The organism is Streptomyces clavuligerus, from assembly GCF_005519465.1.
Classification (GTDB): domain Bacteria; phylum Actinomycetota; class Actinomycetes; order Streptomycetales; family Streptomycetaceae; genus Streptomyces; species Streptomyces clavuligerus.
Map to the genome: position 1 here is coordinate 2,630,449 of NZ_CP027858.1, position 24,936 is coordinate 2,655,384.

Annotated in this window: 18 protein-coding genes and 1 pseudogene; 12 read left to right on the plus strand and 7 right to left on the minus strand. The window is 73.7% G+C overall.

Going from position 1 to position 24,936, the window contains the following annotated elements; translation table 11 throughout:
• Positions 1-31 precede the first annotated feature (31 nt).
• From CRV15_RS10835 to CRV15_RS10845, 3 genes are all read right to left on the minus strand, one after another.
• The gene (locus tag CRV15_RS10835; RefSeq protein WP_009997271.1) at positions 32-1,357 is read right to left on the minus strand and encodes an MFS transporter; all 1,326 of its coding nucleotides are present in this window, start codon (positions 1,355-1,357) and stop codon (positions 32-34) included.
• Between the two features lie 18 nt (positions 1,358-1,375).
• On the minus strand, positions 1,376-2,737 hold the full coding sequence (gene guaD / locus CRV15_RS10840; RefSeq protein WP_003961457.1) for a guanine deaminase: 1,362 nt from the start codon (positions 2,735-2,737) through the stop codon (positions 1,376-1,378).
• A gap of 157 nt (positions 2,738-2,894) precedes the next feature.
• On the minus strand, positions 2,895-4,100 hold the full coding sequence (locus CRV15_RS10845; RefSeq protein WP_003959045.1) for an RtcB family protein: 1,206 nt from the start codon (positions 4,098-4,100) through the stop codon (positions 2,895-2,897).
• A 172-nt stretch (positions 4,101-4,272) separates the two neighbouring features.
• Between CRV15_RS10845 and CRV15_RS10850 the strand changes: the two genes are divergently transcribed.
• The 3 genes from CRV15_RS10850 to CRV15_RS10860 all read left to right on the plus strand — a co-directional run bounded on the left by CRV15_RS10850 (position 4,273) and on the right by CRV15_RS10860 (position 7,936).
• Positions 4,273-5,205 carry a hypothetical protein gene (locus CRV15_RS10850; RefSeq protein WP_003961456.1) on the plus strand — a complete coding sequence of 311 codons (933 nt, stop codon included), beginning with the start codon at positions 4,273-4,275 and terminating at the stop codon, positions 5,203-5,205.
• Positions 5,206-5,476: 271 nt separating this feature from the next.
• The gene (locus tag CRV15_RS10855; RefSeq protein ID WP_003961455.1) at positions 5,477-6,247 is read left to right on the plus strand and encodes a hypothetical protein; all 771 of its coding nucleotides are present in this window, start codon (positions 5,477-5,479) and stop codon (positions 6,245-6,247) included.
• A gap of 90 nt (positions 6,248-6,337) precedes the next feature.
• Positions 6,338-7,936: a DUF2637 domain-containing protein gene (locus CRV15_RS10860; protein WP_003961454.1), complete on the plus strand. Its 1,599-nt coding sequence runs from the start codon at positions 6,338-6,340 to the stop codon at positions 7,934-7,936.
• A gap of 974 nt (positions 7,937-8,910) precedes the next feature.
• On the opposite strand, the gene CRV15_RS10865 is transcribed toward CRV15_RS10860, so the two are convergent.
• A complete protein-coding gene (locus CRV15_RS10865) occupies positions 8,911-9,114 on the minus strand; it encodes a hypothetical protein (protein ID WP_009997270.1) in 204 nt (67 codons plus the stop codon).
• A 158-nt stretch (positions 9,115-9,272) separates the two neighbouring features.
• On the opposite strand from CRV15_RS10865, the gene CRV15_RS10870 reads away from it, so the two are divergent.
• The 6 genes and pseudogenes from CRV15_RS10870 to CRV15_RS10895 all read left to right on the plus strand — a co-directional run bounded on the left by CRV15_RS10870 (position 9,273) and on the right by CRV15_RS10895 (position 16,011).
• On the plus strand, positions 9,273-9,647 hold the full coding sequence (locus CRV15_RS10870) for a PRD domain-containing protein (RefSeq protein ID WP_003961453.1): 375 nt from the start codon (positions 9,273-9,275) through the stop codon (positions 9,645-9,647).
• A 67-nt stretch (positions 9,648-9,714) separates the two neighbouring features.
• Positions 9,715-10,071, plus strand: coding sequence for a DUF2620 domain-containing protein (locus CRV15_RS10875; protein ID WP_003961452.1), 357 nt, complete (start codon positions 9,715-9,717; stop codon positions 10,069-10,071).
• A 130-nt stretch (positions 10,072-10,201) separates the two neighbouring features.
• A complete protein-coding gene (locus CRV15_RS10880; RefSeq protein WP_003961451.1) occupies positions 10,202-11,581 on the plus strand; it encodes a YhfT family protein in 1,380 nt (459 codons plus the stop codon).
• 43 nt (positions 11,582-11,624) lie between these two features.
• Entirely contained in the window at positions 11,625-12,761 is a 1,137-nt protein-coding gene (locus CRV15_RS10885; protein WP_003961450.1) for a phosphotriesterase family protein, read from the plus strand.
• Positions 12,758-13,876 (plus strand): annotated as a pseudogene (locus CRV15_RS36670) (aminotransferase class V-fold PLP-dependent enzyme); the annotation flags it as partial. The gene CRV15_RS10885 and the pseudogene CRV15_RS36670, both read left to right, overlap by 4 nt.
• 971 nt (positions 13,877-14,847) lie before the next feature.
• Positions 14,848-16,011 (plus strand): alanine racemase, encoded by a 1,164-nt coding sequence (locus CRV15_RS10895; RefSeq protein ID WP_009997269.1) that lies wholly within the window; start codon positions 14,848-14,850, stop codon positions 16,009-16,011.
• Between the two features lie 16 nt (positions 16,012-16,027).
• Here the strand turns inward: CRV15_RS10895 and CRV15_RS10900 are convergent, their stop codons facing one another.
• Positions 16,028-17,644, minus strand: coding sequence for a hypothetical protein (locus CRV15_RS10900; protein WP_009997268.1), 1,617 nt, complete (start codon positions 17,642-17,644; stop codon positions 16,028-16,030).
• A gap of 358 nt (positions 17,645-18,002) precedes the next feature.
• Positions 18,003-19,730, minus strand: coding sequence for a lysine--tRNA ligase (gene lysS, locus CRV15_RS10905; protein ID WP_009997267.1), 1,728 nt, complete (start codon positions 19,728-19,730; stop codon positions 18,003-18,005).
• A 277-nt stretch (positions 19,731-20,007) separates the two neighbouring features.
• On the opposite strand from lysS, the gene argS reads away from it, so the two are divergent.
• Positions 20,008-21,771 carry an arginine--tRNA ligase gene (gene argS / locus CRV15_RS10910; RefSeq protein ID WP_003953260.1) on the plus strand — a complete coding sequence of 588 codons (1,764 nt, stop codon included), beginning with the start codon at positions 20,008-20,010 and terminating at the stop codon, positions 21,769-21,771.
• Between the two features lie 220 nt (positions 21,772-21,991).
• On the opposite strand, the gene CRV15_RS10915 is transcribed toward argS, so the two are convergent.
• Positions 21,992-22,264 (minus strand): DUF1876 domain-containing protein, encoded by a 273-nt coding sequence (locus tag CRV15_RS10915; RefSeq protein ID WP_003953261.1) that lies wholly within the window; start codon positions 22,262-22,264, stop codon positions 21,992-21,994.
• Between the two features lie 584 nt (positions 22,265-22,848).
• Between CRV15_RS10915 and CRV15_RS10920 the strand changes: the two genes are divergently transcribed.
• Both CRV15_RS10920 and CRV15_RS10925 read left to right on the plus strand, forming a co-directional pair.
• Complete coding sequence (locus CRV15_RS10920) at positions 22,849-23,763, plus strand: glycoside hydrolase family 19 protein (RefSeq protein ID WP_196933390.1); 915 nt, start codon at positions 22,849-22,851, stop codon at positions 23,761-23,763.
• A 251-nt stretch (positions 23,764-24,014) separates the two neighbouring features.
• Positions 24,015-24,926, plus strand: coding sequence for a glycoside hydrolase family 19 protein (locus CRV15_RS10925; protein ID WP_003953264.1), 912 nt, complete (start codon positions 24,015-24,017; stop codon positions 24,924-24,926).
• Positions 24,927-24,936 lie beyond the last annotated feature (10 nt).

Below are 24,936 nucleotides of genomic sequence, written 5' to 3' on the forward strand. Positions count from 1 at the left end.
GGCACCCGGCCCAGATGGCCCGGCGGGCGGCTCAGATGTCCTGGCGGGCGGTGCCGGTCTCCTTGATGAAGAATCCGGCCGCCGCCCCCAACACCAGCAGGATCGGCATCATCAGCAGGGCGTGGCCGAAGTCGGCCAGATCGGGGACGGCGGGCAGGATCTTGCCGGGGATGGCCTGAAGGAGTCCGCCGACGATGAAGCAGACCCCGTTGACGATCGCGGCGGAGCTGCCGACCAGGGCACCGGGCACGGACTCCCCGGCGACGGTGAACCCGAGCATATGGGCGCCCGCGAAGAGGCCGACGCAGAACATCGTCACCACGGAGACACTGTTCGTCTCGGTCGGCAGATAGATCAGCAGGCTCACCGCCACCGCCTGGAGCAGCACCCCCGTCACGGCCGGGAGACGGCGGTTGTTCCAGTGGTCGGAGACCAGGTTGAACAGCGGCGCGCCGATGGCGAGGCCGAGCCAGGACATCGCGGTCAACACGGCGGCCAGCGAGGACTCGGCGCCGCGCGCCTCCATCACCCGGGGCCCCCACAGCACGCCCATGGCCAGCATCGAGCCGAAGGAGACCCCGGCGAGCAGGGCGGAGAGCACCACATTGCGGTTGCGGAAGCAGGCGCCGAGGTCCCGCAGGATGCTCGGTACCAGCGCGGGCCGCGGCCCGGCGGCAGTCGCCCGCGCGAGCTGTTCGGGGCCCGGGGAGGGGTTCCGTACCAGCAGGGCGAAGAGCACGATCAGGACGACGCCCGCCGCGCCGAAGCCGTTGAGGAGCTGCTGCCAGCTCACCAGGGTGAGCTGCCAGGAGATCGCGGGCTGCCCGAAGGCCGAGCCGAGCGAGGCGAGGCACTGCACCATGCCGAACATCAGCCCGTAGCGGGCCGCGGGGAACCACTGGCCGCCGATGTAGCCCGCGCCGACGAAGCCGAACGAGGAGCCGACCGCGAGCACGATCTGCGCCGCGATCAGCGTGCCCATGCTGCTGGTCTGCGCGTACAGAAAGGCTCCGGCGGTGACGAAGGCGACCGCGATCGTCAGCAGCGGCCGGGAGCCGAAGCGGTCGAGCAGGGCGCCGGAGAAGAACTGGCAGAGCGCGAACGCCCAGGTGTAGATCGACCCGGCGAGGCCGATCTGAGCCACGGTGAGGGAGGCCGTCCGCTGGATCTCCGGGGAGACGACCGCGTACCCGGTCTGGATGGAGAAGAGCCAGACCACGAAGATCGTGCACAGGCCCCAGACGATCCACGCCTCGACACCGCCGATGGTCCGGTGCGGTCCGTGCAGGATCCGGGCCCCGGGGTGCTTCTTGTACTCCGTGGTGCCGCCGGGGGCGGCGGCCGCGCTGTTCGCCATGGCCATGGTCTCCTGTCCTCAGCCGGAGCCGTCGGGCGCGCCGCCCCGGGGCACGGGCGCGGCGTCGCGGTCGTGGGCCAGGGCACCGGCCACATAGGTGGCCCGTACCGTTCGGTCGTCCCCCATCACCGCGAGGACGAACAGCAGCTCCTCGATGTCCCCCACCCGGGAGGCGCGCTCCGCGAGCAGCGGGGTGGCCCGGGGGTCCAGGACGACGAAGTCGGCCTCGTGCCCCGGTTCGAGGGAGCCGACCCGGTCGGCGATCCCCATGGCCTGCGCCCCGCCCAGGGTCGCGAGGTAGAAGGACTTGACCGCGTCCAGGGGGTAGTTGCCGAGCTCGGCGACCTTGTACGCCTCGTTCATGGTCGCGAGCAGCGAGAAGCTGGTGCCCGCCCCGATGTCGGTACCGAGGCCCACGAGCATGGGCCGCCGGGGGTCCTTGGCGTCGTGCAGGTGGAACAGACCGCTGCCGAGGAAGAGATTGGACGTGGGGCAGTGCGAGACGGCCGTCCCGGTCTCGGCGCAGCGGTCCCGTTCCCGTCCGGTGAGATGGACGCCGTGGGCGAGGACGGTACGGGGTCCGAGCAGCCCGTAGTGGTCGTAGACGTCGAGGTAGCCGCGCCGCTCGGGGAAGAGCGAGCGCACCCAGGAGATCTCGCCGGTGTTCTCGGAGACATGGGTCTGGGTCAGCACCCCGGGGTGCTCCCGGCGCAGGGCGCCCGCCGCCTCCAGTTGGGCGGGGGTGCTGGTGGGGGCGAAGCGCGGGGTGATCGCGTAGAGGTTGCGGCCGGTGCCGTGCCAGCGGGCGATGAGGGCCTTGGAGTCGGCGTACCCCGTCTCGGCGGTGTCGAGCAGCGCGTCCGGGGCGTTGCGGTCCATGAGGACCTTGCCCGCCGCGATCCGCATGTTCCGCCGGGACGCCTCCTCGAAGAGCGCGTCCACGGACTGGGGGTAGACGGCGCAGAACGTCAGCGCGGTGGTGGTGCCGTTGCGGAGCAGTTCGTCGCAGAACCCCGAGGCGATCCGCCGGGCGTAACCGGCATCGCTGAAGCGCTGCTCCTCGACGAAGGTGTAGTGGTTGAGCCAGTCGATGAGCTGGGAGCCGAAGGCGGCGATGATCCCGGTCTGGACGTAGTGCACATGGGTGTCGACGAACCCCGGCACGATCACCTGGTCCGGGTAGTGGACGGGGACGGTCCCGGCGGGCAGCCGCTCCCGCAGGGCGGAGTACGGTCCGGCCGCGGTGATCCGGCCGTCCGCGCAGATCAGCAGGCCGTCCTCGATATGGACGAACGACTCGTCACGGTCGTGGAGGAAGGGGTCGTCGCGGAACCACACCAGCGGTCCGCGGACGGCCGTCACGGCTGCGGACGAGGACATCGTCACCTCCGGGCGGGTCGCGGGCAGCGGTCCCAGTCCATGTCCCCGGCCCGTCCCCGGCACCCGCGGACGGTCCGTTCGGGTGACCTCGCGGACGCCGGGGAGCGCGGGGCCCCGGACCGCCGACCGGTCCGGGACCCCGCGCCGTCCGTACGCGTCAGCCCTTGACGCAGATGACCTGCTTGATCCTGGCGACGACCTCGACCAGGTCCCGCTGCTGGTCGATCACCTGCTCGATCGGCTTGTACGCGCCGGGGATCTCGTCGACCACACCGGCGTCCTTGCGGCACTCCACACCCCGGGTCTGCGCCGCCAGGTCCTCGGTCGAGAACCGCTTCTTCGCCTGGTTGCGGCTCATCCGGCGGCCCGCGCCGTGGGAGGCGGAGTTGAACGACTTCTCATTGCCCAGACCGCGCACGATGTACGAGCCGGTGCCCATGGAACCGGGGATGATCCCGTACTCGCCGCTGCCCGCCCTGATCGCGCCCTTGCGGGTGACGAGGAGGTCCACCCCCTCGTACCGCTCCTCCGAGACATAGTTGTGGTGGCAGGAGATGACCGGCTCGAACGTGACCTTCGCCTTGCGGAACTCGCGCCGGACGACCTCCTGGAAGAGGCCCATCATGATCGCGCGGTTGTGCTGGGCGTACTCCTGCGCCCAGTACAGGTCGTTGCGGTACGCGTCCATCTGCGGGGTGCCGGAGACGAAGACGGCGAGGTCGCGGTCGACGATCCCCTGGTTGTGCGGGAGGCCGCGGGCGACGCCCATGTGGTGCTCGGCGAGCACATTGCCGATGTTGCGGGAGCCGGAGTGGAGCATCAGCCAGACGGCGCCGGACTCGTCCAGGCACAGTTCGACGAAGTGGTTGCCGCCGCCCAGGGTGCCCATCTGGAGGGCGGCCCGCTCCCGGCGGAACTTCACCGCGTCCGCCACCCCGTCGAAGCGGCTCCAGAAGTCGTCCCAGCGGCCGGAGCCCGCGACGGCGGAGAAGCCGAAGACCCGCGAGACATCCACCGGGTCCGGGTGTCCGGCCCGGCCCACCGGGATCGCCTGCTCGATCAGGGAGCGCAGCCGGGAGAGGTCGCCGGGCAGGTCCTCGGCGGTCAGCGAGGTCTTCACGGCGGACATGCCGCAGCCGATGTCGACACCGACCGCGGCGGGGCAGACGGCCCCCTCCATCGCGATCACCGAGCCGACCGTGGCGCCCTTGCCGTAGTGGACGTCCGGCATCACGGCCAGACCCTTGATCCAGGGCAGGGTGGCGACATTGCGGAGCTGCTGCATCGCCTGATGCTCGACCGACGCGGGATCCGTCCACATCCGGATGGGCGTCTGCTCTCCCGGCACCTCTACATACGACATGTCTATCCAATTCCCCCGACAACCCGACAAAATCCATGAATCGCAAAACCGGTGCCAAGGGCCGCGAAAGACTCAGCGGACCGGCATCCACGGCATTGCGTGCGATAGACATTGTGTCCATCGGCCGCCAGGGGGCGGCAAACGCTTTTCCGCCCGAAGGGAGCCTGGGACCGTGCAGCGATGGGCGTACACGACCCGCCGGGAGGGGCCGCGGTCCCGAGCAGGCCGAGCGGGCCGGAGCAGTACCGGGCGGCACCCGGGGAACAGGCCGTACGCGCCGGGGCTCGCCGCCGCGCTGATCGCCCTGGTCGTCGGCGCGGTCGCGACCGGCTGCACGGCCGGCGCGAGCGACGAGGGGGCCACCGGCGACGCCAAGGCGGGCAGCGGGGCCCGGACGGTCGCCCAGCCCGGGAAGTACCGCACCCTCCTCGAACCCTGTGGCGCCGTCGCCGACGCCACCCTCCGCGAGCTGCTGCCCGGCATCGCCGAGCTGCCCGAGGACCAGCAGCGGGCCAAGCTGCGCGGCGAGGCGGCCGGGACCTTCGACAGCGACCGCCGGGTCGGCTGCGCCTGGCGGGCCGCGTCCGCCACGGGCGCCGCCCACACCCTCACGCTCGACTTCGAACGGGTGGTCTCGTACGACGCCGGGACCAGCGACACGGACCGGGCCGCGGAGGTGTACGGGCGGAAGCAGAGCGCCGTGTTCCCCCCCGGGACGCCGGGCGCGCCCCCGTCGCCGTCCGCCACCGGCTCCTCCGGACCGCCGCCCTCCTCCGGCTCCGGTTCCTCCGCGCCGCCGTCGTCCTCGTCCGCCTCCGCGCCGGGGGCCTCCGGCGCCCCGGGGGACACCGCGGCGGCGGAGCCCGTGCCACGGGTGCTGGACGACCTCGGGGACGCCGCGTTCATCAACGACGTCCTGTCGGCGGCGGGCGGCGGCTCCACGGCCCAGCGGCGGACCGTGAGCGTGGTGTTCCGCACATCGAACGTCGTCGCGACCGTCGTCTACACCGAGCACTCGGGGCGGGTGACGGACGTCCCCGACAGCAAGGAACTCCAGGACAGGGCCAGAAAGCTGGCCGAGGACCTGGCCGGGGAGTTCGGCTGACGGCACGGTGCGCCGCCCCCGGGTGCCGGGGGCGATCCGCACCGGACGTCTTCGCCCCGGCAGCGTGTCCGCGTACGGTGTCGTTGGCCGGGCCCACCGGCTACCAGCCCGCGGGCACAAACCCGCGGGCGGAAGCACGTGGGCACCAGCGTGTGGACGCGCGTCCACGGGCGCCCGCCCGCGGACGCACAGCCCCTGGGCGCAAGCCTGCGGGCAAAAACGTCACGCCGGACCGGCCGGAGCGCGTACGACCAACGAAACCGAAGGAACCATGCACCGAACAGCCCCGCGGCTCGCCCGTGTACTCGCCTGCGCAGTCGTCCCGGTGATGCTCGTCGTCTCCGGCTGCTCGTCCGACTCCGGTTCGGACTCCGGCTCCGACTCGGCGAAGAAGCCCGGCTCCGGCCAGACCGGCGCGTCCGCCGGTACCCAGGACTCCGGCGCCGCGCTCGCCACCCCCGAGGCGTCGAAGAGCCGGGAGATCCTGCCCGCGAAGTACGCGAAGCTGCCCGCCGCGTGCCAGGCGGTCTCCGGGAAGACGGTCGGTGCGCTGGTCCCCTCGGTCAAGGACAAGGACGGCGCCTCCAGCCGCACATCGGACAGCATGAGCCGCGCGGGCTGCTCCTGGAACGGCCTGGACGACAAGGGCGTCAAGGGCTCGCAGTACCGCTGGCTCGATGTCGCCTTCCAGCGCTACGAGTCGGAGGCCGCGCTCGGGAGCGACGGGGCCGAGCGCGCCAAGGAGAACTACACCAAGGAGCTGTCCAAGGCCCGGGCCGCCGAGGGCGCCAGGGACCTGAAGACCGCCCCGCTGTCCGGCGTCGGCGACGAGGCCCAGACCGTCAGCTACGGACTGCGCAAGACCGACGCGGACTTCTCGTACGTCACCGTCGTGAGCCGGACCGAGAACGTGGTCGTGAGCCTCACGTACAACGGCACCGGCTACGCGGGCGCCAAGGGCCCCTCCGTCGCGGACCTCGCCAAGGACGCGGTCGCCGCCGCCAAGGAGGCTGTCGGATCGGTGGCGCGCGCCAACAAGTAGCCTTCCCCTGGCGAAAGTGGAACACGCGTACAGCTCTGAGCACTCTGAGACGCTCTGTGGCACGCGTTTCAAAAGGGGAGGGGGTCGCGTATGGCCGCGATGCAGCTGACACGCACCCACCGCATACTCATCAGCGTCGTCATAGCCGGTGCGGTGGTCATCGCGGGCATCGGCTTCGCGGGGTCCTATGCGGCGGTCCGTGAACTGGCCGAGCGCAAGGGGTTCGGCGACTTCGCGCTGGTCTTCCCGATCGGCATCGACGCGGGCATCTGTGTGCTGCTCGCGCTGGACCTGCTGCTGACCTGGATGCGCATCCCCTTCCCGATGCTCCGTCAGACCGCCTGGCTGCTGACGGTGGCGACGATCGCGTTCAACGGTGCCGCCTCCTGGCCCGACCCGCTGGGCGTGGGCATGCACGCGGTGATCCCGGTGCTGTTCGTGGTCACCGTGGAGGCGGCCCGGCACGCGATCGGCCGGATCGCCGACATCACCGCCGACAAGCACATGGAGGGGGTGCGGCTCACCCGCTGGCTGCTGTCGCCGATCCCCACGTTCAAGCTCTGGCGCCGGATGAAGCTGTGGGAGCTGCGCAGTTACGAACAGGTCATCAAGCTGGAGCAGGACCGGCTGGTCTACCGGGCGCGGCTCCAGGGGCGGTACGGGCGGGCCTGGCGGCGCAAGGCCCCGGTGGAGGCGCTGATGCCGCTGCGGCTCGCCAAGTTCGGTGTGCCGCTCGCGCAGACGGCTCCGGCGGGGCTCGCGGCGGCGGGGGTCGACCCGGTGCTGCTGCCGCCCGCCCCGGCTCCGGCCGTCGCCGCTGCCGCTGCCGTTCCGGAACCGGCCGCCGTCACGGCGGAGCGGGCGGACGTACCGGAGCTCTCGGGCGGGTCGCCCCGGGGGGAGCAGGACACCCGGCCGGCCGTGGCGGCGGCGGGGTCCGACCGGCCGGAGCTGCCGCCCGCACGGACTCGGCTCCAGAAGCAGCCCCCGCAGGCCCGGGACCGGGAGCAGCGGCAGGGGCGGCGGCCCGAGCCGGAGCCCGAGGAGCTGTGGCCCGAGGAGCACTGGCCGGAGGAGGGGTGGCCGGAGGAGGGGTGGCCGGAGGAGGAGTGGCCGGAGCCGCCCCACGAGGAGCACCCGGACCCGTACGACGAGCCGCCGTACCCGGACGAGGACCGGCCCCGGGCGCAGCACGCGCAGCAGGGCCCGGCGCCCGAGGGGCCGGGCGGCAGCCCCTGGTTCGCCGGGCCGCCCCGGCAGAAGGCGTACGAGGGCGGCTACGACCCCGGCTACGAGGGCCACGGGACCGAGGCGCTGCCGGGCGTCCCGGACGCGTCGGACGTCCCCGGGGCGGTCGGCGTCCCGGACGCCCCCGAGCTGCCCGAGGTGCCGGAGCCGGTGACGCGGACCCCGGAGCCCCCCGCCCCCGAGCGGTCCGCCCGGGACTCGAAGCGGGCGCTGCGCCGGGAGCGCAAGGAGCAGGAGGAGGAGTTCATCGAGTCCGCCTACCCGGTCTTCGCCTCCCTCGCGCACGAGCTGGGCGACTACCCCAAGGTGGAGCAGCTCGACATACACCTCTCCGATGTCCACGGCATCAACCACGCGGGCGGCGCGGCGCTGCTGCGGCAGGCGATGCCGTCCTTCAGGGAGCGCTTCCAGGCCGAACTGATGGACGAGCACATCGCCTGAGCCGATGACCGGCCCGGACCACGGGCCACACCCGGCGCGCTCCGCAGCAGCCGGGCCGGGCTGGTCGCAGGCTCGGCGCGCTGCCGAAAGCCGGGCCGGTGCCACCACCGATGACCGGCCCGGAGCCGCGGACCCGGCGGGCTCCCCGGCAGCCGGAGCCGGACGGGGGCCGAGGCCCGACGCGGAGCCGCGGACCGGCGCGCTTGCGCCACCGGACCAGGAACTGTCGGAGCGTCAGCCCCGAAGAGGGGCGGGCGGTGTCCAGCCCGGGGTACCGGAGCCCAGGCCCGGGACGCCGCCGCCGGGCCCGGCCGGTGCCGGAGCCCAGGCGCGCCACCGGGCCCGGACCGATAGCGAGGACCCGTGCCGGCCCCGGAGCCCGGCGCGCTGCCGCAGACCCGGCCCACCACCGGTGACCAGCACCGGGGCCGCGCGCCTGGGTCCGGCGGGGCTCCCCGGCAGCCGGGCCGGAGCCGGACGGGGGCCGAGGCCCGACGCGGGCCTCCGCCACCGGCACGGGGCTGCCGGGGCGTCAGACCCGAGGGGCGGGCGGGCGTCAGGACCGAGGGACCGGAGCCCGGGTCCGGCACACCGCTGTCGGCACTGACCGGTGCCGGAGCCCGGCGCGCCGCTGTGGACGGGCCGGAGCCGGAGCCGGAACGAGGCCGCGGACCGGAACGAGGCCGCGGACCGGAGCGGGCTTCCGTCGCGGAGACCGGAGCCGGACCGGGGGCCGCCGGAGCGTCAGGACCGAGGAGCGGACAGGCGTCAAGAGCGAGGGCACCTGCCCTGCAGGCGTCCGGCCCCGGGCCCCGGGCTCCGGGCCGGGGACTGGCGGAGCGTCAGGTCCGAGGAGCGGACGGGAATCGGGAATGAGGTACGAGGGCGCCCCCGGAGGACCGGCGGGGGTCCGGCCCGAGGGACCGGGCGAGGGACCGGGCGCCCGGGCGCCCGGCCGAGTGACCGGGCGAGGGTCAAGTCCGGGCGCGTTTGGCCCTCTCGCCGGTCACGGCCAGCACCGCGCCCACCAGCAGCAGGGCGAGATAACCGGAGGTGGGCACGTCCCACCAGCGGTGCAGCAGCCCCCAGGGGCCCTCGCCGAACAGCCGACCCCCCGCGCCGAGGCCGCCCTGGATCGCGGTGACCCAGCCGATGGTCAGAAGGATCTCGTTCTTCATGCCTCCACGGTCCCGCGCGGGACCGGTGGAAACGTCATGCCCACGACGGAACCTGGGGTAGGCCGAAGGATGCAGTCCCCGCGCCACACCGGGGACGCCGCCGCCCTCGGCACCGGGGCGGGAATCCGGTTTACTGTCCGGGCCGGGAGGTGCTGCCCATGGACGACCGACTCGCCGAGCGCATCCGCCTGTTCCGCGCGGGCGGCCGGGTCCGGCCCGAGGTGGCCGACTTCGTCACCGCCGAACTGCGGGCCCTCGCCGACGAGGGCCGCGCCGTCACGGAGACGACCGCCGGAGTGCTGACGAGCCATCTGATGCTGGCGCTCACCCGGCTCCTGGACGGCGAACCGATCACCGACGACCCCGCCGACGCGCTGCTGACGGCGGAGCTGGGCGGCCGTCCGGACGCCCTGGAACGCGCCCGCGCGGTGGCCCGCCGCGCCGAACGCGCGCTGGGGGCGGCCCTGCCCGAGTCCGAGGTCCGTTTCCTCGGGATGCACCTGGCCGTCCTCACCGCACAGCCCGCGCCCTGAGCCCTCGTACCGGTCCGATCCGTACCCAGCGCTGAGCCGGCGGCACCGCCGCCAGGACGGAGCCCTCATGAACATCCTCACCGGCGGTCTCGGCAGGACGGAGACCGCCGACGCGCTGCGCGCCCTCGCCCTCGACGGCGTCGAGATCACCGTTTCGAACGATCTGGAGGCGGCGCGGCGGCTCACCACCGGCGGGGCCGACTACTACCTCGGAACGTGCCACACCGGCGCCGGGGCCTCGCTCGGGGTGCTCGTCGGCCTGCTGGGCCAGGGGACCTGTCACACCTTCGGCCGCTCGGTCCCCACGGAGACCGAGGTCGGCGCCCTGCTCGCGGACGGCAAACGGGTCTTCGGCTTCTCCCTGGACCGGATCGACGCCGTCGCGCCCGCCATCGGACGCGCCATCGCCGCCGCCCGCGCCTGAGCACGGCGCGCCCGGCCCGAGCACAGCGCGCCCCCGCGTCGTGGCACAGCGCGCCGCGCGAGCCCCGGTACACACCGCGGGCCAGGACCCGACCTGCCCACCGCGCCCGGCAACCGGAGTGGAGTGACCCGTGCACCTCCCCATCGCCGCCGCCCCCGTCCCCGCGCCGCCGCCCGCCGGGCTCGACTTCACCGCGTTCCAGCAGGGGACGGTGATCGGCCTCTGCGCGCTGACCGCGCTCGTCTCCCATCTGGCCTTCGCCGTCTTCAACGACGGCGTCCGCCCCTTCCTGCTGGACTTCGTCCACGGCCGGACCACCCGCAACGCCACCGCCGCCGTCGCCTTCGGCCTCTCCGCGGGCTTCGTCTTCGGCCTCGGGGCGCCGATGGCGCTCTCCAGCGGGGTCCTCAACCCCTGGCTGCTCTTCCTCCCCACCGATGTCCTCGGGCTGCTCGCCCCGGGCCGTGTGCTCGCCCTCCTGCTGGGCGCGGCGTGGGGCGCGGTGGTGGTCTTCGGCCTGGACGGGGCGAACGACCTGGCGCACGACCTGCCCGTCGACTTCCTCACCGCGATGCAGCAGATGTCGACGCCGATCCTCTTCCTCTTCACCCTCTTCCCGGTGCTCGCGATCGTCCGGCAGTTCGGCCGGGCCTGGGGCGCCGTCGCGGGCGCCCTGGAACTCTCCCTGGTCGTGGCGACGATGAAGCTCTGGCCGAACATGTTCGCCGGGGCGCTCGCCATGGCCGTGGGGGTGCTGCTGCTCGTCTCGCTCGCCGTCGCCCGGGATCTGCGGCTGCGCCGCGAGCAGGCGGCCGCCCAGGCCACCCGGCCCACCTCCGGAGCCGCCGGTGCCGCCGGTGCCGCCGCCGACCCGCTGGCCTCGCTCTTCAGCGCGGGCGCGGCCCGGCTGCGGCGCTTCCTCCCGCTCTTCGCCCTGCTCGGCGCGGGGGTCGCCGTCCTCGCCCAGAGCCATGTCTTCGGCGGCGGCGAGGCGACCAGCTTCCTCATCGCCAAGGGCGAGCACACCGAAGCGGCCCAGGTCGACTTCTACCGCGCCTTCGGCTTTCTGCCGCTGATCGCCACCACCGCGCTCGCCTCGGGCGCGTACGCGATCGCGGGCTTCACCTTCGTCTACCCGCTGGGCTATCTGATGCCGAGCGCGCTGCTCGCGGCGGGCGCCGGGGCCCTCGTCCTCACCGTCGAGGTACTGGCCCTGTCCGCGCTCGGCCGACTGCTCGGGCGGCTGCCGACCGTCCGGGACTCCTCCGAGCACCTGCGCGGGGCGATCACCGAGACCCTGCTGCTGGCGATCCTCTTCGGCTCGCTGATGGCCGCGAACGCGATGGGCGGCGGGCTGGGCATCCTGATCGTCGGCGGGCTCTATCTGCTGAACGAGGCGATGGGACGGCCACTGGTCCGGATGGCCGCCGCGCCCGCCGCTGTCCTCGCGGGCGGGGTACTGCTCAATCTGCTGCACTGGCTCGGCCTGTTCACCCCGGTGGCCGCCTGACCGCGGCGCCCGTACCGCCGCTCCCCTCCGGAGGCCCCGCACCATGGACCGCGCCACCCGCCCGGCCCCACCGGCCCCACCGCAGGTCCGTACGGTCACCGGGCCGCTCCCCGGTCACGCGGTCACCGGCCCGGTCCTCGCCCATGAGCATCTGGCCCTGGACCTGGACCGGACGGGGGAGGGCGCGGCCGTGCTCGACGCCCGCCACGCCCCGGCGGTGGCCGCCGAGCTGGCCGGGCTGCGGGAGGAGTACGGCCTCGGCCTCGTCGTCGAGCCGACCTGCCGGGGCATGGGCCGGGACCCGGCGGCCCTGCGGCGGATCTCCCGGGCGTCCGGCGTCGCCGTGGTCGCCGCCACCGGCTGGTACTACGAGCCGTTCCACACCCCCGAGGTGAACGGCGCCGGGGTCGAGGAGCTGGCGGACGTCCTGATCCGGGAGATCACCACGGGCATCACCACAGGCGCCGCCGCAGGCATCACCACGGGCGCCGCCGCGGGCGCCGTCCCCGCCGCGGCCGGGACCGGTGCCGGGCCCGTCCTCCCGGGGATCATCGGCGAGGTCGGCAGCCACGGCGAGACCCCGAGCGAGCCCGAGACCCGGGTGCTGCGGGCCGCCGCCCGGGCCGCGCTCGCCACCGGTCTCGCCGTCGCCACCCACGCCCACCTCGGCCGGGGCGGCCCCGCGCAACTCGCCCTCCTCACCCGTGAGGGACTGCCGCCCGACCGTGTCAGCATCGGCCACCAGGACCTCCTGGACTCCCCCGCCGTCCACCGGGAGCTGGCGGCGACCGGCGCGTACGTCGCGTTCGACACCGTCGGCAAGGAGGACTACGGGAGCGACACCACCCGGCTGCGGCTGCTGCTGGCCCTCCTGGAGGCGGGCCACGCCGACCGGGCGCTGCTCAGCGGGGACATCTCCCGCCACCGCTATCTGTGGTCCGAGGGCGGCCAGGGGTACGGGCACCTCTTCCGCGTCTTCCTGCCCCGGCTGCGCGCCGCCGGGGCCGACGACGCGCTGATCGACCTGCTGACCCGCCGCAATCCGCTGCGGCTGCTCACCGGCGCCGACCCGGGGCCCGCGCGCCCTGCCCCCGTTCCGCCTCCGTCCCCGTCTCCGTCCCCTCCTCCGGCTCCGCCTCGGCCTCCGCTCCAGGACCCCTCCCCCAAGGACGCCCGATGACCGTCACCGATCCCGTGTCCCTCCCCCGGACCCACCCCCTGCCCACCGTGCCGCTCCAGGACGCGATCGCCCGTCAGTTCCAGCTCCTGGAGTGCGTCACCGGCCACTTCGAGGGCCAGGAGCTGTTCACGGCGGACGCCGGAGTGGTTCCCGGTCCCGGCCGGCCCCGGACCACCGCCAAGGTCGAGGCGGTGCTCGCCGACTTCTTCGGCGCCGAGGACGCGGCCCTCGTCCAGGGCGCGGGCACCGGGGCGATCCGGGCGGCGCTGCACGCGGCGGGCATCCGCCCGGCGACCCCCGGCGGGCTGCTGGTGCACACGGCCCCGCTCTACCCGACCACCCGGACCACCCTCGTCGGCATGGCGGTCCGCACCGTCGCCGCCGACTACGGCGACCCGGCGGCGCTGGCCGCCGTACTGCCCTCCGTGCGCTGGGCGTACATCCAGCACACGCGGCAGCGGCTCGGCGACGCGTACGACGTGGGCGCGACCGTGGCCGCGTGCCGGGCCGCCGGGGTCCGCACGATCGTCGACGACAACTACGCGGCGCTGCGGGTGCCCGCGTGCGGGGTGGAACTGGGCGCGGACGCGTCCTGCTTCTCGCTCTTCAAGCTGCACGGCCCCGAGGGGGTCGGAGCGGTCGTCGGCGCCCGTGATCTGATCGACCGGATCCGCTCCGACAACTACTCCGGCGGCGGCCAGGTCCAGGGCCACCAGGCGCTGGACGCACTGCGCGCGCTCACCCACGTCCCGGTGATGTGGTCCATCCAGTCCCAGGTCACGGAGGAGGTCGCCGAGCGGCTGCGGGCGGGCGAGGCGCCCGGGGTCGCGGAGGTCGCCGTCGCCAACGCGCAGGACCGCTGTCTGCTGGTGCGGCTGGAGCGCCCGCTCGCCCGCGAGCTGCCCGCTGCCGCGGCCCGGCTGGGTGCGGCGCCGCACCCCGTGGGGGCGAACTCCCGCTACGAGATCGCCCCGCTGGTCTACCGCCTCTCCGGCTCCTGCCTGGAGGACGCGCCCGCGCTCGCCGACTGGGCCGTCCGCGTCAACCCGATGCGAGCGGGCGCGGACCTCGTCGTCGACCTGCTGCGCCGCGCCATCGCCTCACTGACCCCACCGGGCACCTCCCCGAGCCCCGGCGGCACTCCGGACCACTCCCCGGCGTCGGGCGCGCCCGCGGCCCCCGGAAGCGCTCGCCATACGACTCCCGGCGCCCCTCCGGCCCCCGGCGGGGACACCGCACCGGGCCGGTCCCCCCGTACAGAGCCCCAGGACCACTTCCCGTCCCCCGGCCATCATGGCGCACCCGACGGAACCCCAGCACCGAGCGGCCCCCCGGCACCGGACCCCACACCACCACCCGGCGGCCCCACCGCGCTGGACGGCCCTGCGCCACCCGGCGAGCCCCCGGCACCCGGTGGCGCTGGGGAACTGGGCAGCGCCACGACACCCGATCGGCATGCGCCACCCGGCGAAGCCCCGTTCCCGAGCGACCCTCCGGCGCCGGGCGGCCCCACCGCACCGGGCCACTCCCCCGGTACGGGGACCCAGGACCGCCCACCGGCACCGGCACCGGCCCCGGGCAGCCGACCGACACCCGGCGGGCCCCCAGCCCCCGGCCGTCATGGCGCACCCGACGGAACCCCAGCCCCGAACGGCCCCCCGGCACCGGACCTCGCACCACCACCCGGCAACTCCCTGGCACCCGCCACCCCTGCGGTACCCGGCGACTCCCCCGGGACGAAGGCCCCGAACGGCCCCCCGGCACCCGGCAGTCGACCCGTGCCCGGCAGCGCTGGGGCACCTGGCCCCTCCCCCGGTACAGGGGCCCAGGACCGCCCACCGGCCCTGGGCTGCCCCCCGGCCCCCTGCGGGCCCGCCGCACCCGACAGCCCCCCAGGCCCGAGCGGCCTCCCGGCCCCCGGCAGCCATGGCGCACCCGACGAGGACACCCCACCAAGCCGGTCCCCCGGTACAGGGACCCAGGACCGCCCACCGGCCCCCGGCGGCGCCACGGCGCCGGACGGCCCTGCGGGCCCTACCGCCCCCGGCGGGCCCGCCGCGCCCCGGTGCTGAGGGGCGGGGCCGGCGTGTTCCTCGATGTCGTCCTCCGTCGCAATCCCGCGCTCGCCGGGGCCGCCACCGCGCTGCACCGGCGGGGGCGCATCCCGCCCGACACCTATGTCCTGGACCTCGACGCCGTCGACGCCAACGCCGCGCTGCTCGCGGACCGGGCCGAGCGGCTCGGGCTCGGGCTCTGGTTCGTCGTCAAGCAGTTCGGCCGCAACCCCGCGCTGATCCGGGCCGTGGCCCGGCACATCCCCCGGTACGCGGCGATCGACGCCGCCGAGGCCCGTGCGCTGGACGCGGCCGGGGCCCGCCCCGGCAACCTCGGTCATCTCTCGCAGATCCCCGTGCGCGCCCTCGGCGGGCTGCTGGCCCTGCGGCCCCTGGCCGTCACCGTGTTCGACCTGGCGGGCGCCCGCGCGGTCGGCCGGGCGGCCCGGCGCGGCGGGTGGACGCAGGACGTCCTCGTACGGCTGGAGAACGGGCCCGGCTCCGGCCACCCCGGCCAGGAGGGCGGCGTACCGCTCACCGCCCTGACGGAGTTCGCCGAGGCCGCCGAGCGGCTGCCGGGGGTGCGGATCGCGGGCGTCACCGCCTTCCCGTGCGTCCGCTGCGACCCGGTCACCGGGCAGCCGTCCGCCACACCCGACCTCGCCGCGGCACAGGCCGCCGTCGCGCTGCTGACCGCGCGGGGCCATGAAGGGCTCCTGCTGAGCGCCCCGGGGGCCACCTGCGCCGCCGTGCTGCCGCTGCTCGCCGCCGCCGGGGCCACCCACGGGGAGCCGGGACACGCCCTCACCGGCACCACCCCGCTGCACGCCGCCGACCAGGACCAGCCCGAACGGCCCGCGTACGTGTATGTCACCGAGGTCGCCCACACCCTGGCCGACGGCCGCCCCGCCCTCTTCGGCGGCGGCTTCTACGCCCGGGGGCGGGCCCGCACCGCCCTGCTGCCGCGCACCGGGACCCGGCTGCCGGTGCTCCCGGCGCCCCCGGACCACATCGACTACTACCGGCTGCTGGCGGCCCCGGCCCGCCCCCGGGAGGCCCGGACCGGGGACACCGCGCTGCTCGCGTTCCGTACCCAGATCTTCGTCACCCGGTCCACGGTCGCGGTCGTCGCGGGGCTCTCCACGGGCCGGGGGCGGCTCCTGGGTCTGTACGACTCCCGGGGCCGCCCCCTGTGACCACCGGCGCCCGTGCTCAGTGGCGGCCCTGCACCAGCGGGTCGTGGAAGCCGACCGCGAAGACGGTCCGCAGGGACAGCGGCCGGTCGCCGTACTGCGCGGAGCAGGCGTCCAGCGGATCGCGCAGCGGCAGGGGCCCGCCCCGGGCGGTCCGGCGTCCGGGCGGACAGACCTTCTCGGTCAGCCCCCAGAGCTCGTCCACGGCCCGGCCGTCGCGGCGGGGCCAGTGGCTGAGGGCCTGGACGGTGCCCGCGGCCCAGTTGCCCCGGGGGTGGATGCCGTCCGGGCTGCCGTCCCGGGTCTGACAGGCGGTGGTGAGCGTGGGGCGGGTGTCCCCCAGCCAGGTGCGGGCGAAGATGTTCGGCAGGGTCTCGCAGCCCTTGTGGAACGCGAAGTTGAGCACGCCCCGGGTGTCCGTCCAGGTCATACCGCCCTGGAGTCCGGTGTAGCGGTCGGCGGTGTAGGCGTCGTCGGGCACCGCCCGGCCGCCGGTCAGGGGCAGCAGCCCGGGGGCGGACGGCGCGTTCATGGGGTTGAGGCGGTAGCGGACCACCCGGGCGCCGCGGACGGAGCCGTACCACTCGCCGACGACGAGCCGGTACGCCCCGGCCCCTCCCGTTCCTCCGGAGCCGCCCGTTCCACCCGTTCCGCCCGTTCCTCCGGCGGCGGTGGCCGTCCGCGACCCGCTCTTGTCCAGGGAGAGCCAGGAGAAGCAGAGGGCGCGCGGAGCGGGCCGCCCTCCGGCGCCCCGGGTCCCGCAGCCGCCCGCCGGGACGGCCGCGTCCTGCCGATAGGTATGGGTCTGCGGGACGACATACGGATAGCCGCAGGCGCTGGAGCGGCCGTCGGCGCCGACGCCGTACGTGGTGACACCGGAGCCGTAGGTGTCGACCTTCGCCATCCGTCCGAGGTCGAAGACGCGCAGCCCCCGGACGGTGTCGGTGACGTAGAGATGGTTCCCGTACCAGACGACCCCGCCGCCGTGGCCGGTGACATAGCGGAAACCGGGCCCGCCCGCCCCCGTGGACGAGGGCCCCGCCGCCGTCGGCTCGACGAGGAGCACATGGCGGTAGCGGCGGGTGGCGTGGTCGATGAGGGTCAGCCGCAGCAGATTGTGACTCCGGCACCCGGCGGCGGGGCGGCCGGGGTTCTCGTGGTGCCAGGCGATCGCGAGGGCGGAGCGCCGCTGGATCGCGCCGTCGCCGCCGTCGGCGGTGCCCGTGCTGCTCAGCCCCTGCGGCAGCCACTCCATCGTGGTGTCGTCCCGGTGGGACGAGTCCCAGCACCAGGCGGCCCGGCGGCTGACCGGCGGCAGGGCGAGCGCCTCCGCGCCCGCGCAGGCCCGCATCCGGCGGAGCCCCAGCCAGCCGTCGGGGCGGCCCCGCGAGTCGGTCGTCAGCTCGGTGTCGAGCACGTCGGCCAGGCTCACCCGCCGGGTCAGCCGGGTCCGCGCCAGTTCGTCGGCGAGGGGCCGGTGATCGGTCGCGGTCAGTCCGAAGGCGCCGTCCGTCAGGGGCAGCCGCCGTACGGCGGGCCCGGGGCGCTCCGCGCCTGCGGCCTCCGGGCCGCTCAGCAGGGTGACCGCCGGGAGCAGCGAGAGCGCCAGGGCCCTCAGTCCGCGCAGTGTCCGCACTCCGACTCCTTCACCTGGGCAGCCCCCCATGGATCGGATAAGACGACCACCAGTGGATCATGAAAATGCGACATTCCGGTGGATCTCGCCGCTGAAGGGAGTCAGGCGTGTCCCGCGTACCCACCCGGAGCCCCACGGGTCCGCGGGCGCCCCGGGTACGGACACGACAAGGGGCCGGGCCCCTCCCGAAGGAGAGCGCCCGGCCCCTGTGCCGTGCCTGTGCCGTGTCTGTGCCGTGCGGGTCCGGCTGCCGCCGCGTCCCGGACGGGCCGTCACCGTCCCGCGCGGACGCCTCGTCCGGGCCGCCGCCGCGTCCCGGACACCCCGGACGCCTCGGACCGCCCGGCCCGATGGCGCGTTACGCGCCCAGCAGCGTCCGCACCCGGTCCGCGCCGACCGCGAGCAGCAGCGTCGGCAGCCGCGGCCCGGTCTCCCGGGTCACCAGCAGCCGGTACAGCAGCGCGAAGAACGTCCGCTGCGCCACCTTCAGCTCGGGCGTCGGCCTGGCGTCGGGCTCCAGCCCCGCCATGACCTTCGGCACGCCGTAGACCAGCGTGGTCAGCCCGTCGAGCGACCAGTGCGAGTCCAGCCCCTCCAGGAGCAGCCGCAGCGACTCGCGGCCCTCGTCGTCCAGCGTGTCCAGCAGCTCACGGTCCGGCTCGGCGCGCACGATCGTCCGGGCGTCCGCCGGGACCTGGCTGGTGATCCAGTACTCGGCGCGGTCCAGCCGGGGCCGGACCTCGTCCAGCGTGGCCAGCGGGTTCGCCGGGTCCAGCTCGCTGAGGATGCGGATCGTCTGCTCGTCGTGCCCGGCGGTGATGTCGGCGACGGACGCGAGCGTGCGGTACGGCAGCGGACGCGGCGTCACCGGCAGCTCACCCGCGGCCGTGCGCACCGCCCGGGAGTGGGCGGCGGCGTCGGCGGGCAGCACGGAGCCGTCGGCCACCTTGGCGCTGAGCTTGTCCCACTCGTCGTACAGCCGCTGGATCTCCTGGTCGAAGGCGATCTTGAACGACTGGTTGGGCCTGCGGCGCGCGTACAGCCAGCGCAGCAGCGGCGCCTCCATGATCTTCAGCGCGTCGCCCGGGGTGGGGACGCCGCCCTTGGACGAGGACATCTTGGCCATGCCGCTGATGCCGACGAAGGCGTACATGGGGCCGATCGGCCGCTCGCCGCCGAAGATCCCCACGATCTCCCCGCCGACCTGGAAGGACGAGCCGGGGGAGCTGTGGTCGACCCCGCTGGGCTCGAAGATCACGCCCTCGTACGCCCAGCGCATCGGCCAGTCGACCTTCCAGACCAGCTTGCCCCGGTTGAACTCGGTGAGCCGGACGGTCTCCGCGAAGCCGCAGGCCGAGCACGTGTACGTCAGCTCGGTGGTCTCGTCGTCGTACGCCGTGACGGTGGTGAGGTCCTTGCCGCAGCCACCGCAGTACGGCTTGTACGGGAAGTAGCCGGACGAACCCGCGCCGTCGTCCTCGCCCGCCGCGCCGGAGCCCTCGGCGGCCTCCACCTCGGCCTCGTCGAGCGGCTTCTGCGACGTCTTCGCCGGGGCCTTCCTGGTGCGGTACTGGGCGAGCACCGCGTCGATGTCGGCCCGGTGGCGCATCGCGTGCAGGACCTGCTCACGGTAGACGCCCGAGGTGTACTGCTCGGTCTGGCTGATCCCGTCGTACTCCACGCCCAACTCGGCCAGCGAGGCGACCATCGCGGCCCTGAAGTGCTCGGCCCAGTTCGCGTGCGGGGAGCCCTGGGGGGCGGGCACGGAGGTCAGCGGGCGGCCGATGTACTCGGCCCAGCTCTCGTCGACGCCCTCGACCCCGGCGGGCACCTTGCGGTACCGGTCGTAGTCGTCCCAGGAGATCAGGTGCCGGACCTCGTACCCGCGCCGGCGCACCTCGTCCGCGACCAGGTGCGGGGTCATGACCTCACGGAGATTCCCCAGGTGGATGGGGCCGGAAGGGGAGAGACCCGAGGCGACGACCACCGGTTTCCCAGGCGCACGCCGTTCCGATTCCGCAATGACCTCGTCCGCGAAACGGGAGACCCAGTCGGTCTCGGTGCTGCTCTGAGCCACGGTCGGCACGTCCTTCTTCCTCATCGCTGGGGTTGTCGCATCGATGCCCCATTCTCCCAGACCGTCCGCACCGCTCGTCGAGGTGTTTCCGGGGGCCGGGTGCCGGGGTGATTCCGGGGCCGGGCCCAGGGGTGAATCGGGGGCCGGGGCCCGGGGGTGAATTCAGGGGTGAATCCAGGGATACATCCGAGGCCGGGCCCAGGCGGAAATCCGGGCGGGAGAGAGGGCTCCCGCATGGGACACTTGACATCCATAAATTGGTACGACCACCCCAGGAACGGAACCCATGGCCTCGGTCCCTTCACTCGCCTCGGATGTGCACCAGCGCCTCGCGGACGCCCTCACGGCAGCCCTGCCGGAAGCAGGCCCCGCCGACCCGCTGCTGCGACGGAGCGACCGGGCGGACTTCCAGGCCAACGGCATCCTGGCGCTGGCCAAGAAGCTCAAGGGCAACCCGCGTGAGCTGGCGGCGCAGGTCGTGGACGCGATCGGGGAGAACGACGTCCTGAAGGAGATCGAGGTCTCCGGGCCCGGCTTCCTGAACATCACGCTCACGGACGGCGCGATCGTCCGGACGCTGGCGGCGCGCGCCGCCGACGACCGCCTCGGCGTCCCGCTCAGGGACCACCCCGGCACCACCGTGATCGACTACGCCCAGCCGAACGTGGCCAAGGAGATGCACGTCGGTCATCTGCGCTCGGCGGTGATCGGCGCGGCGATGACGGAGATCCTGGAGTTCACCGGTGAGACGGTGGTCCGCAGGCACCACATCGGCGACTGGGGCACCCAGTTCGGCATGCTCATCCAGTATCTGATCGAGCACCCGCACGAGCTGGACCACCAGGAGGGCGCGGAGGTCTCCGGCGAGGAGGCGATGTCCTCGCTGAACCGCCTCTACAAGGCGTCCCGGGCGCTCTTCGACTCCGACGAGGAGTTCAAGGCGCGGGCCCGGGACCGGGTGGTCGCCCTCCAGGCGGGCGACCCGGAGACCCGTGCCCTGTGGCAGCGGTTCGTGGACGAGTCGAAGATCTACTTCTACTCCGTCTTCGACAAGCTGGACATGGAGATCCGCGACCCCGACATCGTCGGCGAGTCCGGCTACAACGACATGCTGGACGAGACCTGCCGCCTGCTGGAGGAGTCGGGCGTCGCTGTCCGCTCCGAGGGCGCGCTCTGTGTCTTCTTCGACGACGTCAAGGGCCCGGACGGCAACCCGGTGCCGCTGATCGTCCGCAAGTCGAACGGCGGCTACGGCTACGCGGCCACCGACCTCTCCGCGATCCGCGACCGGGTGCAGCGGCTCGGCGCGGACACGCTGATCTATGTCGTGGACGCCCGGCAGTCGCTGCACTTCAAGATGGTCTTCGAGACCGCCCGCCGGGCCGGCTGGCTGGGCGAGGGGGTCAAGGCCGTCCAGCTCGCGTTCGGCACCGTCCTCGGCTCGGACGGCAAGCCGTTCAAGACCCGTGAGGGCGAGACGGTGCGGCTGGTGGACCTGCTGGACGAGGCGATCGACCGCGCGTCGGCCGTGGTCCGGGAGAAGGCCCGCGACCTCACCGACGAGGAGATCGCCGAGCGCGGCACCCAGGTCGGCATCGGCGCGGTGAAGTACGCGGACCTGTCCACGTCCGCCGCCCGGGACTACAAGTTCGACCTGGACCAGATGGTGTCGCTGAACGGGGACACCTCGGTGTACCTCCAGTACGCGTACGCCCGCATCCAGTCGATCAAGCGCAAGGCGGGCGAGGTCCGGCCGAAGGCGCACCCCGAGCTGGCGCTGGCCCCGGCCGAGCGGGCGCTGGGGCTGCACCTGGACCAGTTCGCGGAGACGATCGCCGAGGTGGCCGCCGCGTACGAGCCGCACAAGCTGGCCGCGTATCTGTACCAGCTCGCCTCGCATCTGACGCGGTTCTACGACCAGTGCCAGGTGCTGAGCGCGGAGAATCCGCCCGAGGTGGTGGAGAACCGGCTCTTCCTGATCGATCTGACGGCGCGGACGCTGCACCAGGGAATGGGGCTGCTGGGCATCCGCACGCCCGAGCGCCTCTGAGCCATTCGGCACCCGCGCGGCGTGCGTGCGGGTACCGCAGGGGCCCGTGACCGTGGCGGTCGCGGGCCCTTCGCCGTAGACGTTCCCGCGTGTCCCGCGCCGTGGCAGGTGCGCGCGTGTCCCGCGCCGTGGCAGGTGCGCGCGTGTCCTGCGCCGCGGCAGGTGCGCACGGGCCCGCGTCATGGCAGGTGCGCACGGGCCTTCCCGGTGGGGCTCGGCCTCAGCCGAGGCCGTGGGAGGTGCGCCCCGAATCCTCGTCGATCTCGGCGTGGGCCTTCTGGAGCATCTGCGAGGCGATGTCCATCAGCGCCCGGGCGCCCGCGATCTCCTCGCCGACCCGGAGCTGCTCCGCGTCGGAGGGGTGCCGCTGGGCGGAGCCGTGACCGCGCACCTCGGTTCCGTCCGGGAGCCGCACCAGGGCGGCGGCCCGGGTCCGATGGTGCCCTTCTTCACGGAATTCCATGTCGATGTGCCATCCGACGAGCGTCTGCATGACGGATCACCTCCAGCGGTCGGGCTGCGCGTCCGGTGGTACGTCTCCAGGGTGCGCCCGGGGCCGTCTGATCACCACTTTCCCCGCTCACCTGCCCGCTGTCCCCGCCGGTGTGTCCGCTGTCCCACTGACCTGGCCGCTGTCCCCGCCGACGTGTCCGCTGTCCCCACTGACCTGTCCGCTGTCCCCGCCGACGTGTCCGCCGGGCACCGTGGCAGGCCGAGCGCCGCGCCCCATGATCGGTACGGGCCGGGCGGGCGGGCCGCCCGTGCGGGGCGCGGGGGCGCCGGACCGGCGGCGGCGCCGGGGCCGACCCCGCGACCGGGCTCGGGCGACCCCGCCCGCCCGCGGGACGCCGAGCCACCGCACTGACGCCCCGTCACCCCATTGCTTCAACTCTTCACCACAGCGCGGGAGTCGACACGTCACACAGGCACATTCGTATTGGTCTATACCTTGACTGGGGCGCAGTCAGCGCGGTTCAGTGGTGCTCCCCCCACCACCACAGCCCTGTCCGGAATCCCCTCCCGGCCCCCAACCGGGACCCGGGCAAGGCCGTTGACGCACGAAGGAGCCGAATCGTGCTGAAAAAGCGCCTGACTTCCGCCCTGACCGGGATCCTCGCTGCGGCGGGGCTCGCGGTCGCGGGCCTCATCCCCGCGGCGACACCGGCCGCGGCCGACGAGTGCACCAACGCCCCGGCCTGGCGGGCCGGGACCGCCTATGTACCTGGCAACGTTGTCAGGTACACGGATGGCCGGTACTACATCGCCGAGCACGCCAACCCCGGCTACGACCCGGTGATCAGCCACTGGTTCTGGAACCCGCACACCTGTAGCGGCGGCGGCACCCCGAACCCCAACCCCAACCCCAACCCGTCCGGCTTCGTGGTGACCGAGGCCCAGTTCAACCAGATGTTCCCGGGGCGGAACTCGTTCTACACCTACAAGGGTCTGACGGACGCGCTGAGCGCGTTCCCGGCGTTCACGAAGACCGGCAGCGACACCGTACGGAAGCAGGAGGCGGCGGCGTTCCTCGCCAACGTCAGCCATGAGACCGGCGGCCTCGTCCACATCGTGGAACAGAACACCGCCAACTACTCGCACTACTGCGACCGCACCCGGCCGTACGGCTGCCCGGCCGGGCAGTCCGCGTACTACGGCCGCGGGCCCATCCAGCTGAGCTGGAACTTCAACTACAAGGCGGCGGGCGACCACCTCGGCATCGATCTGCTGGGCAACCCCTCCCGGGTGCAGACCGATCCGGCCGTGGCCTGGAAGACCGGCCTCTGGTACTGGAACACCCAGAACGGGCCGGGGACCATGACCGGCCACGCCGCGATGGTGAACGGGGCAGGCTTCGGCCAGTCGATCCGTTCCATCAACGGCTCCCTGGAGTGCAACGGCGGCAACCCGGCACAGGTCCAGAGCCGGGTCACCAACTACACCCGGTTCGCCCAGCTCCTGGGCGTCCCGACCGGCGCCAACCTGTACTGCTGACGCCCACCGCACCACCCGTACGGCACGGCGGGCCGGGGATCTCCCCCGGCCCGCCGTGCCATCGCACGAGGCCAACGCCCCTTCCTTTTCTGAAGGTTAAGAGCGAAAAGGCATTGGTCTATACCTTGACTGGAACCCATCGGGAGCGCTTGGCTGTGCGTACACCCCCGCCACGGCGCACCCGTTCGGCACCGGCTTCCCCCGGGCCGCTCCGGCGTGCCCGTTGACGTGCTCGTGCGAAAGGGAAAGTCGTGCTCAGAGAACGTATGAAGGCGCTCATGGTCGGCGTCGCCGCCGTCGGTACGCTGGCCGCCACGGTGCTGCTGCCGGCCGCGACGGCCACCGCCGCGACACCGTCCGACGAGTGCGCCAAGGCGCCCAACTGGTCCGCCGGCGCCAACTACAAGGCCCGGGACATCGTCAAGTACACCGATGGCTCGGTCTACATCGCCGAGCGCGACAACCCGGGCTACAACCCGGTGGCCAGCAGCTACTACTGGGACAAGTACCTCTGCGGCAGCGGCACCGGGAACCCGGACCACAACAGCTTCGTGGTGACCGAGGCCCAGTTCAACGAGATGTTCCCGCGCCGGAACCCGTTCTACACGTACAAGGGTCTGACGGACGCCATGAAGGCGTTCCCGAAGTTCGCCCACACCGGCACGGACACCATGCGCAAGCAGGAGGCGGCGGCGTTCCTCGCCAACGTCAGCCATGAGACCGGCGGCCTCTACTACATCAAGGAGATCAACGAGGCCAACTACCCGCTGTACTGCGACCGCGACCAGCCCTACGGCTGCCCGGCGGGCCAGTCCGCGTACTACGGCCGCGGGCCCATCCAGCTGAGCTGGAACTTCAACTACAAGACCGTGGGCGACTACCTCGGTGTCGACCTGCTGAACAACCCCTGGCTGGTCGAGCGCGACCCGGCGATCGCGATGATGACGGGCCTGTGGTACTGGAACACGCAGGACGGCCCCGGCCCGATCACCGGCCATGACGCGATGGTGAGCGGCGCGGGCTTCGGCCAGTCGGTCCGTTCCATCAACGGTGCGCTGGAGTGCGACGGCAAGGGTCCGCAGTACGTGCAGAGCCGGGTGACGCGGTACGAGCGCTTCACCAAGATCCTCGGGGTGCCGACGGGGCCGAACCTGTACTGCTGAGGTGTCACTG

Bases quoted from the DNA above. Each gene is read 5' to 3' on its own strand.
- CRV15_RS10835 (WP_009997271.1), bottom strand. From the start codon at position 1,357: ATGGCGAACAGCGCGGCCGCCGCCCCCGGCGGCACCACGGAGTACAAG.
- guaD (WP_003961457.1), bottom strand. From the start codon at position 2,737: ATGTCCTCGTCCGCAGCCGTGACGGCCGTCCGCGGACCGCTGGTGTGG.
- CRV15_RS10845 (WP_003959045.1), bottom strand. From the start codon at position 4,100: ATGTCGTATGTAGAGGTGCCGGGAGAGCAGACGCCCATCCGGATGTGG.
- CRV15_RS10855 (WP_003961455.1), top strand. From the start codon at position 5,477: ATGCACCGAACAGCCCCGCGGCTCGCCCGTGTACTCGCCTGCGCAGTC.
- CRV15_RS10860 (WP_003961454.1), top strand. From the start codon at position 6,338: ATGGCCGCGATGCAGCTGACACGCACCCACCGCATACTCATCAGCGTC.
- CRV15_RS10865 (WP_009997270.1), bottom strand. From the start codon at position 9,114: ATGAAGAACGAGATCCTTCTGACCATCGGCTGGGTCACCGCGATCCAG.
- CRV15_RS10870 (WP_003961453.1), top strand. From the start codon at position 9,273: ATGGACGACCGACTCGCCGAGCGCATCCGCCTGTTCCGCGCGGGCGGC.
- CRV15_RS10875 (WP_003961452.1), top strand. From the start codon at position 9,715: ATGAACATCCTCACCGGCGGTCTCGGCAGGACGGAGACCGCCGACGCG.
- CRV15_RS10885 (WP_003961450.1), top strand. From the start codon at position 11,625: ATGGACCGCGCCACCCGCCCGGCCCCACCGGCCCCACCGCAGGTCCGT.
- argS (WP_003953260.1), top strand. From the start codon at position 20,008: ATGGCCTCGGTCCCTTCACTCGCCTCGGATGTGCACCAGCGCCTCGCG.
- CRV15_RS10915 (WP_003953261.1), bottom strand. From the start codon at position 22,264: ATGCAGACGCTCGTCGGATGGCACATCGACATGGAATTCCGTGAAGAA.